Here is a 15,297-nt window from a genome sequence, read left to right on the forward strand (position 1 = left end):
TAGCCTCTTATGGGGTTCTTGTTCATCGGGCCGTGGTTTTGCCGCCGGCGCACCGATCCGATTCCACCTCGCGATGGACACCCTTGCCTTTGGCTAGCAGACTCGTGCTGCCTCGCCTGCACCGGACTTTCACCACCAAGTTAACGCCCATGCCGGGCGCACACAGAAACCCCGCCGGTAGCGGGGTTATATCCTTCTCTCCTCCAGGATGAGCCCGGGCATGTCATTTCGGGGTGAGTTAACCAGCTTTGAAACGGGATAGATATGCAGCTCCCCCTCGTAAGGGCGGAGGATTCCCTGCAGTGTGCGGGGATCCCCCGCCTGGAGCCATTCAATGTACTCCCGCTCTTCGGTAAGAATGACGGGCATCCTGCCGTGGATCTCCTTCATGGCTTCACTGGCCTCAGTGGTAATGATGGTAAAAGAAAACACACTTCCCGCCGGGGAATCCCACCTGTCCCAGAGGCCGGCCAGGGCAAACACTTCTTTCCCGGGAAGCACTATCCTGTACGGGGTGCTCCTTTTTCCTTCCCTTTTCCATTCGTAAAAACCATCGGCGGGAACCAGGCACCTCCTCCGGCAGCGGAAGGAATTCCGGAAAGAAGGTTTTGCCATCACCGTTTCCGCCCGCGCGTTGATGAGCCTGCTCCCCGGAGAGGCGTCTTTCGCCCAGCGGGGGATAAGGCCCCACCGCATAACCTTGAGAAGTCTCCTGGAGTTTTCTTCAACCACAACGGGAACTTCCTGTCCCGGGGCAATGTTGTACCGTGGAGAGTATGGGATATCAAAGGGGACATTGAACGCTTCGCTGATTTTCTCCGGAGCAGCAGTCAGGGTAAAACGCCCGCAGATGATGGACAACCCCCTTTTTCATTATTTAACTGCCCAATATCCGGGCGAAGAAATCGGCCACCTTCTCTCCTACCAGTTCTTCATATCCCCGCCAGAAATGATCGACCCCGGGTACCATCTCAACCACCTTCGGTTCGGCCATGCCGGCAGTTTCTTTCAAAATGTATGAAGGGGTTATCATATTATCCTCCTCCCCGCTGACAATCAGCTTCGGCCTGGTGCAGTGTTCAAGCACGCCGGCGGGGATGACCGGGGAGACAGCCGCAACAGCCCGGACCAGCTCACCGGTACACCCCACGGCCAGGGCCACCATTCCCCCAAAGGAATAACCCATGATGCCGATGCGGGATGAGTCGATCTCCTCCCGCCCGGCAAGGGTCGAAAGGGCTGCCCGCGCGTCTTCCTGCTCACCCACCCCGCCGGCAAAGCTGCCCTGGCTGCGGCCCACACCGCGAAAGTTAAACTGCAGGCTGGCTATCCCCCGGCCGGTTAAAGCCCGGCTGACGGCGAGAATGACGTTATTATCCATATTGCCGCCGTAAAGAGGATGGGGGTGGCAGAGCACTACCCCGGGAAAGGGGCCGGTGCCACCCGGCAGGTCCAGGCAGGCTTCCAGGACCGGGCCGGAACCGGGCAGCTCAATATGCAGCTCAATACTTGTCTTTTTCATGTGATCCTTCCCCCTGCTATCCGTGGTAATCTCCACTCCTTCATTTTTCCTTCCATTCCGGCAACAAGGCATGGTTCTTGAGAATGGTTCTCCCTTCAACGCATTTTTCTCAATTATACTCTTCCTCATCTTACTTGTATATGTTTATTTACCGCTGGTATATTTTCCATAGATGTTTGGGTGGAGGAGACAAAATGAACATTACGGGGTTAGCAGGGATAATAAAAACCATACTCCTCCTTCTTTTTATCCCGGAACTGTATTTTTACCCCGTTCCCGCCCACCGGGAGGCGGCCTTTATTCATCCGGGCTATGAAAACCGCGTGGCTGTACTCATGTACCACCACATCAGCAATACTGAGCACGGCCCTGCAGTCATTACCCCCCGGCTGTTCCGGGCACAGCTGGACATCCTAAAAAAAGAAGGTTACCATGTTATCTCTTCTGAAAGATTGGCCCGGTTCCTCTCCGGGAAGGATACAGTACCTCCCAGGGCCGTGGTTATTACTTTTGATGACGGCTATGAGTCCTTCTATACCTGCGCCTACCCGGAACTGAAAAAAAGAAATATGCAGGCTACCTGTTTTGTGATTGTAAAGTCTATAGAAAACACAAAAGCTACAGGTAATAAAAATAAGCTGGCCTCCAGACCTGCCTGGAAACAGATTCCCAAGGTGACATGGGCACAAATGCGGGAAATGCAGGCCCACGGGATGAGTTTTTATCCCCATTCCTATGATAGCCACTACCTGGCCAGGGTTTCTCCGGGCGTACCGGCCAGCCGTCACATGAAACCCGCCCTGGCCGGGCCAATCTGGCTGGATAAACAGAACCGGCGGGAAACGCAGGCCGAATACGAAGCCCGGGTAAAAGAGGATCTTCTCAAAGCAAAGGAAGTAATGGAAATAAATTTAGGACGACCTGTGGACCAGCTTTGCTGGCCCTACGGAGTAGACAGCCCTGCCGCACTCAGAATTGCCCGTTCACTGGGTTACAAATATTTCTATTACACCGGCAGGGGGATAAATGACTCCTGTATCAGGGACGGCCGCATCAGGCGCATTAATGCGGGGAACCCCCACGTTACTCCCGAGGTTCTGGTCCGCCAGATTGAAAAATTTTCCCTGCTGGACGAGGTACAGCAAAACTGCCGCCCCTTTATACCGCTGGACCCGGTAATAATGGAACCATTTTTCGTTACATTAGATTATTACTTATCACCGGGCCCTGAAATACAGCCGTTATAAAAGCCAGTTTTGAAAAAAGTGATTCAAGGTAGCTGCAAGCCAGGCAGATCCGGGTAGGGAACTTCCTGCCGCCAGGGTGCGGACTTTTTAATCAGGCCGTCCACATAGGAGATCTTATCCGGGGAAACGTTCAGCTCCCCGGCCAGAACATCGCGATCCACCCCCTGCTCCAGGCCGGCCAGCACGGCGTCGAGCAAATCGTAAGTAATACCCAAAGCCATTTCGTCGGTGATACCGGGAATCAAGTCAGGTGTCGGTGCCTTAGCAATTACTTCCTGCGGTACACCCAGGTGTTTCGCTAGCTGGCGTACGTGGGTTTTATAAAGGGGCAAAATGGGAGCCAGATCAGCAGCCCTGTCGCCGTACCGAACGAAAAAACCGGTAAGGTACTCGGTACGGTTCAAACATCCGGCTACCAGCAGCCCGTGTTTCTCCGCAAAATGATAAATGGTTACCATGCGCAGGCGGTGCTTGATTCGAAAAAAGGCTATGGCCTCCCGGATAACCTCGCTTACTTCTCCATCCTCCATGGTCAGTTGAAAGGGCCGGGTATTCCTCATGCTGGCAATTCCCTGAACAGCCATGCGGTTAAGAACCGAGTTTTGCACGGCCTGGGGAACTGTGCCCTGGTAAGTTCCCAATTCTTTTAAAGCCGGTTCAAGATCTATTTCCACCAGTTTTATGCCCGCTTTTTCGGCTACGGCGCGGGCGTGTACACGGCTGATCTCTGCGCTGTCCCGTTCCGGAAGGTAAAGCCCGGTTACTTTCTCCGGTCCCAGCGCGGCAACACTTAAAAAAACCACCGTTGCCGAGTCCAGGCCACCACTTACCCCAACGACTACTCCGGAACTTCTGGCGGCGGCTACCTGTTCCCGGATAAAATTAACGATTGCTTCCCCGGTGCTGGCAACATTCAGCTCTGGGATCCCCATCAACAGCATTCCCCTTTCACTTGAAAATTCAACTCCAGGCAAACTCCTGCTAAAACCTTATTTTGCCCTGAAAATCCACCTTTATCCGGAGATATTGCCCCAAAATAATACTCCGCCAGGCCATGAACAGCCTGGCGGAGGACTATATCCTCAAGTTATAATCATATTTTTGCGAAAGGGCGGCCAGCTTGCCGGAAAGCGTTTTCAAATAGCCGCGGGGATCGGCAAGATACCGCTCCAGGGAAGCCAGCACCCGGGGAAGCCTGCCCCGGCAGGCAGCTTTTAAACGGGAGATGGAAGCAGGGTATGGATTTAACGAATCAAGATAGACCTCCTTAACGCCGGCTTCTTTCAGCCCGGAAATGAGGCCTTCCAGCACCCCGGGAGCATCACTTACCCCCGGGATAAAGGGCGCGATAAAAGCCCAGACATAAAGGCCCTCCCCGGCAAGCCTTCTTGCAGCCCGGAGGCGCACCGCGGGCGGTGAGGCCCCGGGTTCCAGCACAGCGGCCACCCTGTCCTCCAGGGTAGTTATTGTAAAGCCGATGGAACAATATTTCAGCTTCTTGAGCACATCCAGGTCCCGCACCACCAGGCCCGATTTGGTGAGCAGATCAATCTCCACGTCCGGCTGCTCCTCCGCCAGAACCTCCAGAGAAGCCCGGGTGAGGCGGAATTTTTCTTCCGCCGGCTGGTAGGCGTCGGTAACGGTACCGAGGAGAATCCTGCCCGTAAGGCTTCTTTTCCGCTTTAACTCCCGCCTTAAAACCTCCGGGAAATTGACCTTGGCGGCCACGAATTCTCCCCACCTGCCGAAACGGCTGGCAAAACGAAGCACTGTATCGGCATAACAATAGAGGCACCCGTGGGAGCAGCCGGTATACGGGTTCAGGCAGTAACGGTAACCGGGAATACCGGTTTTATTAAGAGCCGTTTTGCAACTGGTCGGGTTGATTATAACTTTTGACATTTTGATACTCCGTTCTAAAAAACCCGGCAGAAATATAGCGCTCCCCCGGGCCGGAATCCGGGATTGAACCCGGAGGAAATTCATATGCCGGACCCTTCCACCATATATATTAACTAAATTCCGGCGAAGGGGAGGTTATTTTTTATGTGTATGTCTCCTGCTGTTTACAAATGCGCCTATCCGGCTCCCTACCCCGAAATAAGGGTAGTGAAACAAAACCCTTACTACGCCAGGCTGCTGCTGGAGGATTACGCCGGGGCAGTCAGTGAAACCAGCGCAGTAATGCAATACACCTACCATCACTTGTTGCTGGAAAAACAATATAAAGAAGCTGCCGACCTGCTGGAGTGTATATCCCTTGTGGAGATGCATCACCTGGAAATGCTGGGATCAATCATTCTCATGCTTGGAGTAGAACCCCGTTACCGCGTATTAACCGTTACCAACGAGGAAAAATACTGGGACGCATCATACATATATTACGGCAGCGATCTATGCGATCGCATATCTGCAGACATCGCCGGCGAGTGGGCAGCTATTACCAACTACCGCAAACACCAGCAAATAATAGATGATCCCTATATAAAAGAACTGCTGGAAAGAATTATTATGGACGAATTACATCATATTAACCTTTTCCACCAGCTAATGCAAAAATATTGCTGGCACCAACTGCCCCAGAGGGTAGCTTCCCTGTCGAACCAAACCTGAAATGAAGATCGAAAGTCATTTCACACACTTTTATCCTCTACTCAGCAGCTTGATACACAGGGCCAGGAGTCCCGAAGTGATCAGGGGGCCCACCGGCACCCCGCCCAGGAAGGAAGCCGCGACAACAGTGCCCAGGATCAGCGCCGGCATCACATCCGCATGGCCCTGCACCGTCAGGAACTGCAGCCCCTGGCCGCCGAGATAGGTAGTAAACATGGAAAAAGCAAAGGCCAGCAGGCCCACCCAGGAGATAAATACGCGGCCCAGCTCCTGGAAGGCTATATCCCCCCTGGCCAGGGGGATCAAAATGGAGGCGGTGAGCAGCACCAGCCCCCAGAAAACCCCCCTTTTTTCAATGAAGGGGAACAGGTATTTATCCGCCTGCAGGAGCCTGATTAACAGCAAAGAGCCGGCAGCCACGGCCACTGTATTGGCCCGGCCCACCACTGCCACCACCAGAATGGCCAGGAGAATTAACGCAGGTTCCATACTGCTCGCCTCCCCTTTACCGGATGTTTTTTCTTTCTGCCTGCTTCTTTCCACTTGTCCGTCCATATAGTTCACCTGCACCACTGGATTTTTAATTACCCGGTGAAGGGGAGGGGGAGCCGAACCTGGCCAGCTTCAACCAGAGCACGGCCGCCGTAAGGAACATGATCAGGGCACCGGATAGGTAGGGAATGTTTATATGGACATCATACAGGGCACCTCCGGCCACCGGTCCCAGAATCAGCCCCAGGCTGTTGGCGGACTGCAGAAGCCCCAGCGTCCCGTATTCGGAGTCCCGGTTGAGAAGCAGTATTTTTCTTAATACTCTTTCATTTACTGCCATTGCCTTCCTGGTATCGGCTTCGAACTTCCTGGCATAGAAACCGGCCATGGCATTCATTGTCAGGCCCGGTACCTGCTCTACAATGGCCACTGCTGCATCCCCCGCTGTTCAACGGCATTATCTGGTTCCATTACCTGATTAACTTCTTGAATAATTAGAGCACAAAACAATTATAACATAAAATTTCTCCTTTAAAGACCTGCCCAATATTTACCGGGCAAGGTAAAACCTCCGTCCGCATAACTTCACCAATTTTCCACGGATAAAACCCGGCCTTTTCGCTAATATAAGTTCAGGAGCGGGCAGGGGCGGGATGGCAATATTGTCATACCCGTTCCTTAATCCCGGCGGGGTGTTTTTCAGGAAGGAATTGCCTCACTTTTTACGAATATCATCTGAGGAGGTGAAAGCTGGATGAGCAGTGAAGCAATGGCTGCTGTAAGAAGCCTGGTCTGGCCCGTATGCCTGGTGGGAGCAATGGAAGACGGCAGGCACAACGTCATGACCGCGGCCTGGATTTCCCAGGTTTCCCACAACCCCCTGCTGGTGATGGTCTCCATTGCACCGGGCCGCTTTACCCATGATATGATTGTCCGGACGGGCGAGTTCATGATCAGCATTCTCAGCGCCGAACAGCAGGAAGTATCCAACTTCTGCGGCTCACGCTCGGGCAGGGATGTGGACAAGATCGCCCAGTTACAGCTCAAAACAGAGCCGGCCAAGGTAATCAGGGTGCCCCGCATAAGCGGCTGTGTGGCCAACCTGGAATGCCGGCTCGTGTCCCGGCATACTGCCGGCGACCACACCCTTTTCATCGGTGAAGTGGTGGCCGCGGACACGGCCGGGGCGGAAAAACAACCCCTGGTCATGTACCGGGGTAAAACGGTAAAGTTCTGCTAGGTGGCTCCACGGAGACATTGCCGTCCCGGCCCCGGGGGCAAGCGGCAGCAGCAAAAGGAGGAGGGACCCCGCTGCGACAGGGGTCCCTCCTTTTTCCTCCTAGCAGGCACCGGCCAGCTCCCGGCCCAGCCGGAAGGCTTCCTCGAGCAGGGCGGGGTTGTTTCTCACCGCGCCGGGGGCATTCATCCCGTTACCGCCGGTCACGCCCACCACCTGCATTCCCAGCATCCTGCCCACATGCCGGGCCAGCCCCTCGATCATCTCCCGGTCATTGCCGCCACCCTGGGAGTAAACCATGGCAAATTTTTTCCCCGGGGGAAGCGTGCTGCTCAGGTCGGGACCCAGGAAAGCAAAAAGGCGGTCCAGGAACAGCTTGGTCTGGGCCGTAACGTAGCTCATGTAAACCGGCGAGCCGAGAACAATCCCCCCCGCTTCATGCAGGGCCCGGTACAGGGAAGCCATATCATCATCCTGCCGGCAACGGCCGTGTTCCTTGCAGTGGTTGCACGCCTGGCAGCCGCGGATGTTCATCTCGTTCAGGTAAAACATTTGCGTCTCCGCGCCGGCTGCCGCTGCCCCGGCCAGCACCCTTTCCACCAGCGTCTCGGTATTACCACCCCGCCTGGGGCTTCCCACAATACCCACTACCTTCATGCTTCCCTCTCCTCCTTATCAGGATTTTATCGCCAACACCGCCGGACCCGGGACCGGGCGGGCGGCAGGCGTCTATTTAAAAAAAAGCTGCGGCGCGGCAAGCTGCCGGTCAGGCCGGCAGGCCCATATGCCGGTTCATCTCCCGCCTGCCGGCACTCCCTCCCGCCCGGGATATACCGGCCGCGTGCTTGAGCAGCCGGCACAGGGCCAGGTTGATTTTTTCATGATGAGCAATTAACCTCTGTTCCTCCACGGCCGGCCAGGGGCCGCGCGGGGTCAGCTCCCCGCAAACGTCCATCCCAACCACCCGGCGGTGCTCCAGGCACCAGCGCAGGAAGGCAAAGACTTCATTTACGGTCATCTCGCCCGCTCCCCAGTCGGTGGCCGGCGCGCTGAAAACATCCTTATCTATGCTCACATAGATGCCGGCCGGCCCCAGAAGCGCCTCCCAGCAGCTCTGGCGCCGGGCAAGCATGGAACGCCACCTCCCGGGCGTTATCACCTGCACCCGGGCCGGCAGCGGCGGGAGCTTCCCGGCCACACCGATGACCACCACCCGCTGAACCGCGGGGTGCTTCACCAGTTCCCTGATCCAGGAACCGCAGCTCACATACCCCTGCGCAGGGGGAAAACAATCCAGGTGCCGGTCAAAAACCAGAACCTGCACCGGACCCCCGGCAGCCCGCCGGGTAATTAAAGGCAGCGCCAGGTGATGGTAATTACCGCTGCCCAGAAAAACAAGCTCCGCCGGAAAAATTTTTAAGCGCCCGGCCAGAAGGTCCAGCGTTTCCCGCGAACTCATGTACCGGAGGCCGCGCATATCCACCCGCAGCCGGCAGTCGGCCTCACGGGCCAGAAGGGGCTGCCAGGCAAACGTTTCACCCGTCTCCAGGATTCCCACGCGCATAATTCACCCACCTCCTACCATTAAAACTGGTATGACGTCAGGTGAACCAGCCTGTACAAATCCTGCTGCCCGGCCCCTGGCCTGGGCTCACTCAGGCGGCAGCCTGTCCTTCAGTACGGGGCTTGGGCGCCCGCAAGTACCTCACCCCGGTCCAGATGAGCACGGCCGAAAATATAACCCGCAGGGCCGCTTCGGGCAGGAAATGGGCCAGCGAGCCGCCCAGGTAAGTGCCCGCCAGGGTGCCCGCGATCAGGCCGGGCAGGATATTCCCCGTGACATTGCCCAGCCGCCAGTGGGAATAAGCACCGGCTATGCCCACGGGAACCATGGCCAGCAGGGAGCAGCCCTGGGCCATGTACTGGGTATAACCGGCCAGCAGGACCATGGAAGGAACCATTATGGTCCCCCCGCCGACCCCCATCATCCCGGAAAGAAAGCCGGTAAAGATCCCCGTGGCCAGGAGGATGACTGTTTCCACCCAGCCCGTAACCGGCCGGCCCACGTGGGGCAGGTAGGGTTTCAACAGCAGCAGCAGGGAGACCACGATTAAAAACCCGCCGAAGGCCCTTTTAAGCTTCCATTCCGGAAGGGCACTGGCAAAGTGAGCTCCCGCCCTGGCGGTGAACACGGCGGTGGATGCCAGCAAAATGGAAGCCACCAGATCCACCGAACCGTTTAAGGCATAGGTTATGGCCCCCATGATCCCGGTAAAGACCAGCGCCACCAGGCTGGTACCGTGGGCCGTGTGCTGGCTCAACTTCAGGATGCTCACCATCAGGGGGATCATGATTACCCCGCCGCCCAGGCCCACAAGCCCTCCAAAAAATCCCGCCGCCAGGCCGATCAGAACGCCAATCAATCTGCCACTCCCTTCCACCGGTTATTTTTACATTTCATGTTTTCACTCTCCTTAATCATCCTATCAGTCCACTTCCACATAGCCCGAACCGGGAGGGCATATAAATAATTATACCTCCTGCAGGTAATTCTGGCCAGTCCAACGGCCCCTCAACTTGCCAAAAGCAGGGCCGCTGGTCTAAAATAGGGAAGGTAGCCAAGCTTATGCTTAAGGAGGTAAGAAAATGTACTGGTCCCAGAAAGGTCCTGTGAATACCGATGAAACCATAGCCCTGGCCGTAAAGAGGGCGCGGGAACTGGCCATCGACCACGTTGTCGTGGCCTCCTGCAGCGGGGAAACGGCCAGAAAGCTCATCGGCAAGGTGCCCAACGTGGTCTGCGTAACCCACCACGTGGGTTTTGCCGCTCCGGGAGAAGACGAAATGCCCCCCGCCGTGCGGGAAGAACTGGCGTCTAAAGGAGTGCGCCTGCTCACCACCACCCACCTCATGGGGGGGCTGGACCGGGGGGTGCGGAACAAGTTCGGCGGCGTCTACCCCGCGGAAATCATCGCCCAGACCCTGCGCATGCTGGGGCAGGGTTTGAAGGTATGCGTGGAGATTGCCGTCATGGCCCTGGACGCCGGGCTAATCCCGGCCGGCAAAGAGGTGGTGGCCATCGCCGGCACGGGAACGGGTGCCGATACCGCCGTGGTCATTCTCCCCGCCCACGCCAACCACTTCTTCGACACCAAGGTAAAGGAGATCATCTGCAAACCCCGGGAATTTTAATCCCCAATAAATAAGATAACACAATAGACCTTAAAAGTAGAATTGTGTTATAACATTTTGCTTTTTAGATTAAAAAATTTTTTGCTGCAGCAGGAAAAAGTCCAGACTTACAGAATAAATAAATGCAAGTGGATCATTTTTTTGTACGGGGAGGATTTTCATGGGCAAAAAAATTACCGTTACGGTCATCAAAGCGGATGTCGGAGGATGCGTCGGACACTCAAGCGTCCACTCCGCCCTGATCGAAAAGGCCCAGGGCATGTTGAAGGGCAGTTCCCTGCTGATTGACTCGTATGTTGCCCACGTAGGCGACGATATCAACCTGATCATGACCCACGAACTGGGCCGGAATAACGGTGAAATTCACCAGCTGGCCTGGGATACCTTTGTAGCCTGTACGGAAATAGCCAAAAAGTTAAAGCTGTACGGAGCGGGACAGGACTTGCTGGCCGATGCCTTTTCCGGCAACATCAAGGGCCTGGGCCCGGGAGTTGCGGAGATGGAGTTTGAAGAGCGCAAGAGCGAACCCATAGTGATCTTCATGGCCGACAAGACCGAACCGGGAGCCTGGAACCTGCCCCTGTACAAAATCTTTGCCGACCCCTTTAACACCGCCGGGCTGGTCATCGACCCCAGCATGCACGACGGGTTCATCTTCGAAGTCCGGGACCTGATCGAAAACACGCGGGTTAACTTCTCAGCCCCGGAAGATATATACGATATGCTGGTCTTCATCGGCGCCCCCGGCCGCTACTGCATCAAGCGCGTCTTCCACAAGAAAACGGGCGAAATCGCGGCTGTATCCAGCACCCAGCGGCTCAACCTGATGGCCGGCCGCTACGTGGGTAAGGACGACCCGGTGTGCATCGTGCGCTGCCAGAGCGGCATGCCGGCCGTGGGCGAGGTGCTGGAACCCTTCACCAAACCCCACCTGGTCAGCGGCTGGATGCGCGGCTCCCACAGCGGCCCGCTGATGCCGGTCAGCATGCAGCAGGCCACCCCATCCCGTTTTGACGGCCCGCCCCGGGTGGTCGCCCTGGGCTTCCAGCTTGCCGACGGCAAGCTCATCGGGCCGCAGGACTTCTTTGCCGACCCGGCCTTCGATCAGGCGCGGCAGATGGCCAACGAAATCGCCAGCTACATGCGCAGCCTGGGACCCTTCGAGCCACACCGGCTGCACCTGGACGAAATGGAATACACCACCATGCCCCAGGTGCTGAAAAAGCTGAAAGACCGCTTCGAAAAACTGCGCTAGATAACCGGTTGACCTGCCGCTTGCATTTCCGCCCGCCGGACAGCAGCGGGCTGTATCCCGCGGAAAATTATACGGGCCCCGGAAAAGCCCGCCGGCTTTCCAGGGCCTTTCTATTTACTTCAATATCTTCTCCCCATCCAGCGCGGTCAGGCCCGCCTCGCTGAAGCTGGCCATCTGGTTGATTATCCGGCAGGCCGCTTCCACCAGGTGCATGGCCAGGGCTGCCCCGGTCCCCTCCCCCAGCCGCATGTTCAGGTGCAGCATGGGCACCAGCCCCAGGTGCTCCAGGATGAGACGGTGGCCCCGTTCCCCCGAAAGGTGGGAAGGAATTAAGAACTCCCTGGCCCGGGGCTGCAGGGCCACCGCCACCATGGCGGCGGCTGTGGTGATAAAGCCGTCGATGACCACCGGCACCCGCCGGGCGGCCGCCCCCAGGATAACCCCGGCCAGGCCGCCGATTTCCAGCCCGCCCACTTTGGCCAGAACATCCAGGGGGTCGGCGGGATCGGGACGGTTCACCTCCAGCGCCCTGGACACCACTTCTATTTTCCGCTGCAGCACTTCATCGTTGACCAGGGTCCCCCGCCCGGTGACCTCCCCGGGGTCAAAGCCTCCCAGCGCCGCGGCAATGGCGCTGCTGGGGGTGGTGTTGCCAATGCCCATATCGCCGAGGCCGACCAGGGTGGCCCCCCGGTCGATTTCCTCCTGGACCACCTCGATGCCCACCTCCACCGCCCGCACCGCTTCCTCCCGGGTCATGGCCGGGCCGCGGGCGATGTTTCCCGTACCCGGGCGTACCTTCCTGTTCAAAACCCCGGGGTAATCCACGGGCACGGCCACCCCCACATCCACCACCACCAGGCGGGCACCAGCCAGCCGCCCCAGCACGCCTATCCCGGCCACCCCGTTGAGAAAAGCCGGGAGCTGCTGGTGGGTGATCTCCTGGGGCGCCACGCTGACTCCCTCGGCCACCACCCCGTGATCGCCGGCCATGATGATGATCACCCGGTCGCCAACCACGGGGCGGGGGTTGCCGGTAATACCCGCCAGCTGGATGGCCAGCTCCTCCAGCCGGCCCAGGCTGCCCGGCGGCTTGATCAGGCTGTCCAGCCGCTCCCGGGCCTCAGCCATGGGCCGCTCGTGCAGCATCCCCACCTCGCCTATGGTTTTTTCCAGCAGCAATTTCACCAACCTCCCTGCAAATTAATGGATCTGGCTAAAAATAAAAGTCCACAGCCCATCAAGGCCGTGGACTTTACCATCATCCAGCGGTGGCAAAACCGGCAGGCAGGTCTCCTGGCTCAGGATCCTCGCGGCCACCCGCCTTCCCGGCGGCACCCGGCAGCGGGTGCCCTGCCAGTGGCATCATCCCGGTGGCCGCTCCCCATTCACAGTGGCGGGACCGCTCAGGATTCGCACCTGATTCCCTATTCTCCCCCGCAAAAGCGGGGGCACCTGCCGGTGTTCACATATGCCCTTTGCTGTAAATATGCTTTTCGACGTACCCCCTGACTTTTCCTGCTGTCCGGGAAATTTTTTCAACTTTTTACCGGCCGGTCAAAGTAAATATTCTTGCCCGTGGCCGAAATGGGAATACCCACCACAATGGGGCCCTGAAGCAGGCCCATCTGGCGGGCCACCGTCCCCACCCGGTACATGATCCGGTTGTCGGCATTGAAGAGGCTGGCCGTTTTCACCGCCGAGCCCAGGGCAATACCCACATCCAGCAGGCGCCACGCGCACAGGGGCCCGGGAAACTCCGGCCCTTCATGGCTCTGCAGGTCCTCGCAGCGGCTGAAACCGCAGGCCCCGCAGTTCAGGCCCAGGGGCTTGTTCTCCGTCAGGGAGATGAGGACCACCGCGTCGGAGCGGCGCACATTATCGGCATCCCGGTCGAAGTTCACCTTCCCCCGCTCCTTCCCGAACCGTTCCATTTCATCGGCCAGCCGGGATAATTCTTCCCCCGATAAAATCCTGACGCCCACGTAATCCTGGCCCAGCCCCTTGGGAGCGGTACGGGCTGCCAGGGCCATCAGTTGAGCCACCATGAGCATAGCCTCGCGCATAACCATCACCCTTCCCCGAAAACTATAATTTTCCCGGAATGATATCCAGCTCCCCCTCTTTGTTGAGCACAACTTTAATGGAACCCGTTGCCTGTGCCAGGACCTGGCGGCGCTGCCCCACCTGCACCACGGACCCCGGGAAAGCCCGCTTCACCCTGATCACCCCGGACGCTCCCACCCGGACCACCGGGGGCGCCCCCAGGGCGCTGCCCAGCTCCTCCACCTCGGCGCTGCCGTCACAGAAAATCTCCCCGCCCTTGAAGGAACCCCTGATCACCACGTCCCGCCCGGCGCTGATGGTGGTATTGACGCACCCCCGCCGGGTCACAAAAACGCTTCCCGAACTCTGGATGGTGGAATTCATGGCCGAGGGGAGTACCACATCGGCCGGGTTTTCCGCGGCCTCCTGCAGCAGGGCGACGGCGGCTTCCACGTCCCTGACCACCTGATCGAAATTCTTCACCGTCAGGGGGTTCAGACCAACCAGGCAGTTCAGGGAGCGGCCGCATCTGGCCACTTCCTCCGGCACCATCGCCCTGACGGCGGCAATTTCCCGCAGGGTGTTTTTCACCAGGGGACGCAAATGCTTAAACCTGGTATCCATCAGGGCCATGAGAACCCGCCCGAAATCCAGCCGCGCCGGGCTTTTCCCCTGCCGCTGCTTCACCTGCTCCAGGGCCGCCCGCAGGAGGTCCAGGCCGGACTTTATATCCCGGAACATGAAGGATAGCTTCAGGGCCCCCGGAAAACCGGTGCCGGCCCGCAGCCTGCTGCCGATTACCCCCCGGTGAACGTGCATCTTCCGGCCGCTGACCACGGCCGCCCGGGTCACCAGGCCGGTGATCTCCACCGCACCCGTTGCCTCCACTTCCATGGCCTCACAAACATCGCCCAGTATTTTCAGGTCCCCTTTGAATCTAATATTACCACTTTTAATGTTCACATCCCCCTGATGAACCAGGAGGGGATCAACATAAAAAATATAAGTGTTCCCGGCTTTTCTGTACCAGGGCCGCCCGCTACCCGCGGCCACCACCCGGGTGCCCCCTTCCTTCAGCTCCACCCCTTTCCCCGCCTGCAGCTCCAGCAGTACCGGCGGCGGGGGTGGGAGAACCTCGCCGGTCACGGACCTGCCCGGCTGCCCCGGCTGCGGGGGATGCTTTACAGCCAGCAGGGTCCCGGGCTCCACGGAAACAATGGTGCTGGTCTCCCGGAAGTCAACGCGTTCTTCCCCTTCCCCGGCCCTCCCGGGGGGAATCTCCTCCTCGAAAAAAATCTCCAGCCGCTCGTCCACACCGGGCTGCGGCGGCTCCCCTTCCGCCACCAGCAACGGCTCCGGCCGGGGACCGGCGGCAAAGGAGGCCACCACCTCCTCTTTAATGCCCCAAACCACCCCCGCCGCCTGCAGTGCTTCGCGGACCGCCTCCTGCTCCAGGACGGCAACGCCTTCCGGGGCGGAAATATAAGCCCTCAGCCCGTCCTCGCTTATGGTTACCTTTAAATTTTCGCCGGCCACCATTTCCTCCCCCAGTACAGCTTGCTTAAAATCACCCTTATAACTTTATTCGGAAGATCCCGGCCAAAAATAAGAAAGCGGCCTTTTTTCCCTGCAGCAACATTTACGTAAATCCTTCCACATCTGCACAGGGATCTCCTGCCAGGGGTGCCGCTTA

The 15,297-nt window shown here is 58.0% G+C and carries 17 protein-coding genes and 1 riboswitch; of the genes, 5 read left to right on the top strand and 12 right to left on the bottom strand.

Translation table 11 applies throughout. The annotated features are described in order from the left end of the window. Positions 1-186 precede the first annotated feature (186 nt). Both BUB44_RS10725 and BUB44_RS10730 read right to left on the bottom strand, forming a co-directional pair. On the bottom strand, positions 187-861 hold the full coding sequence (locus BUB44_RS10725; protein ID WP_341349376.1) for an SOS response-associated peptidase: 675 nt from the start codon (positions 859-861) through the stop codon (positions 187-189). 16 nt (positions 862-877) lie between these two features. Continuing rightward, on the bottom strand, positions 878-1,522 hold the full coding sequence (locus BUB44_RS10730) for an alpha/beta hydrolase (RefSeq protein WP_073166165.1): 645 nt from the start codon (positions 1,520-1,522) through the stop codon (positions 878-880). Between the two features lie 194 nt (positions 1,523-1,716). On the opposite strand from BUB44_RS10730, the gene BUB44_RS10735 reads away from it, so the two are divergent. Beyond that, positions 1,717-2,769, top strand: coding sequence for a polysaccharide deacetylase family protein (locus tag BUB44_RS10735; RefSeq protein ID WP_073166168.1), 1,053 nt, complete (start codon positions 1,717-1,719; stop codon positions 2,767-2,769). A gap of 23 nt (positions 2,770-2,792) precedes the next feature. On the opposite strand, the gene nadE is transcribed toward BUB44_RS10735, so the two are convergent. Both nadE and BUB44_RS10745 read right to left on the bottom strand, forming a co-directional pair. Beyond that, positions 2,793-3,701, bottom strand: coding sequence for an NAD(+) synthase (gene nadE, locus BUB44_RS10740; protein WP_073166171.1), 909 nt, complete (start codon positions 3,699-3,701; stop codon positions 2,793-2,795). Positions 3,702-3,843: 142 nt separating this feature from the next. Further along, positions 3,844-4,671, bottom strand: a complete 828-nt coding sequence (locus BUB44_RS10745) for an SPL family radical SAM protein (protein WP_083543210.1) — start codon at positions 4,669-4,671, stop codon at positions 3,844-3,846. Positions 4,672-4,815: 144 nt separating this feature from the next. Between BUB44_RS10745 and BUB44_RS10750 the strand changes: the two genes are divergently transcribed. Beyond that, on the top strand, positions 4,816-5,382 hold the full coding sequence (locus BUB44_RS10750; RefSeq protein ID WP_073166176.1) for a ferritin-like domain-containing protein: 567 nt from the start codon (positions 4,816-4,818) through the stop codon (positions 5,380-5,382). 30 nt (positions 5,383-5,412) lie between these two features. Here the strand turns inward: BUB44_RS10750 and BUB44_RS10755 are convergent, their stop codons facing one another. Further along, positions 5,413-5,871 (bottom strand): DUF441 domain-containing protein, encoded by a 459-nt coding sequence (locus tag BUB44_RS10755; RefSeq protein WP_073166267.1) that lies wholly within the window; start codon positions 5,869-5,871, stop codon positions 5,413-5,415. Positions 5,872-5,962: 91 nt separating this feature from the next. Beyond that, positions 5,963-6,304 (bottom strand): hypothetical protein, encoded by a 342-nt coding sequence (locus tag BUB44_RS10760; RefSeq protein ID WP_073166179.1) that lies wholly within the window; start codon positions 6,302-6,304, stop codon positions 5,963-5,965. A 324-nt stretch (positions 6,305-6,628) separates the two neighbouring features. Here BUB44_RS10760 and BUB44_RS10765 point away from each other — a divergent pair, with 324 nt between their 5' ends. After that, on the top strand, positions 6,629-7,114 hold the full coding sequence (locus BUB44_RS10765; RefSeq protein WP_207545652.1) for a flavin reductase family protein: 486 nt from the start codon (positions 6,629-6,631) through the stop codon (positions 7,112-7,114). A gap of 99 nt (positions 7,115-7,213) precedes the next feature. Here BUB44_RS10765 and BUB44_RS10770 read toward each other — a convergent pair whose 3' ends face one another. The 3 genes from BUB44_RS10770 to BUB44_RS10780 form a co-directional block, all read right to left on the bottom strand. Next, positions 7,214-7,768, bottom strand: a complete 555-nt coding sequence (locus tag BUB44_RS10770) for a flavodoxin family protein (protein ID WP_073166193.1) — start codon at positions 7,766-7,768, stop codon at positions 7,214-7,216. 109 nt (positions 7,769-7,877) lie between these two features. Then, positions 7,878-8,675, bottom strand: coding sequence for an arginase family protein (locus BUB44_RS10775; RefSeq protein WP_073166195.1), 798 nt, complete (start codon positions 8,673-8,675; stop codon positions 7,878-7,880). A gap of 91 nt (positions 8,676-8,766) precedes the next feature. After that, on the bottom strand, positions 8,767-9,534 hold the full coding sequence (locus BUB44_RS10780; protein ID WP_114362164.1) for a sulfite exporter TauE/SafE family protein: 768 nt from the start codon (positions 9,532-9,534) through the stop codon (positions 8,767-8,769). A gap of 223 nt (positions 9,535-9,757) precedes the next feature. Here BUB44_RS10780 and BUB44_RS10785 point away from each other — a divergent pair, with 223 nt between their 5' ends. Both BUB44_RS10785 and fbp read left to right on the top strand, forming a co-directional pair. Beyond that, positions 9,758-10,303, top strand: a complete 546-nt coding sequence (locus tag BUB44_RS10785) for a pyruvate kinase alpha/beta domain-containing protein (RefSeq protein ID WP_073166197.1) — start codon at positions 9,758-9,760, stop codon at positions 10,301-10,303. A gap of 160 nt (positions 10,304-10,463) precedes the next feature. Further along, positions 10,464-11,558 carry a fructose-1,6-bisphosphate aldolase/phosphatase gene (gene fbp, locus BUB44_RS10790; protein WP_027357326.1) on the top strand — a complete coding sequence of 365 codons (1,095 nt, stop codon included), beginning with the start codon at positions 10,464-10,466 and terminating at the stop codon, positions 11,556-11,558. A 114-nt stretch (positions 11,559-11,672) separates the two neighbouring features. On the opposite strand, the gene cobT is transcribed toward fbp, so the two are convergent. The 3 genes from cobT to BUB44_RS10805 all read right to left on the bottom strand — a co-directional run bounded on the left by cobT (position 11,673) and on the right by BUB44_RS10805 (position 15,140). Further along, positions 11,673-12,740, bottom strand: a complete 1,068-nt coding sequence (gene cobT / locus BUB44_RS10795) for a nicotinate-nucleotide--dimethylbenzimidazole phosphoribosyltransferase (protein WP_073166198.1) — start codon at positions 12,738-12,740, stop codon at positions 11,673-11,675. 87 nt (positions 12,741-12,827) lie between these two features. After that, positions 12,828-13,032, bottom strand: a riboswitch (cobalamin riboswitch). Between the two features lie 64 nt (positions 13,033-13,096). Next, entirely contained in the window at positions 13,097-13,624 is a 528-nt protein-coding gene (locus BUB44_RS10800; RefSeq protein ID WP_073166200.1) for a DUF2148 domain-containing protein, read from the bottom strand. A gap of 22 nt (positions 13,625-13,646) precedes the next feature. Continuing rightward, complete coding sequence (locus BUB44_RS10805) at positions 13,647-15,140, bottom strand: DUF342 domain-containing protein (protein ID WP_165611038.1); 1,494 nt, start codon at positions 15,138-15,140, stop codon at positions 13,647-13,649. Between the last annotated feature and the right edge of the window lie 157 nt (positions 15,141-15,297).

Origin of the sequence: Desulfofundulus australicus DSM 11792 (assembly GCF_900129285.1) — a bacterium.
In the GTDB taxonomy this organism is placed as follows: Bacteria; Bacillota; Desulfotomaculia; order Desulfotomaculales; family Desulfovirgulaceae; genus Desulfofundulus; species Desulfofundulus australicus.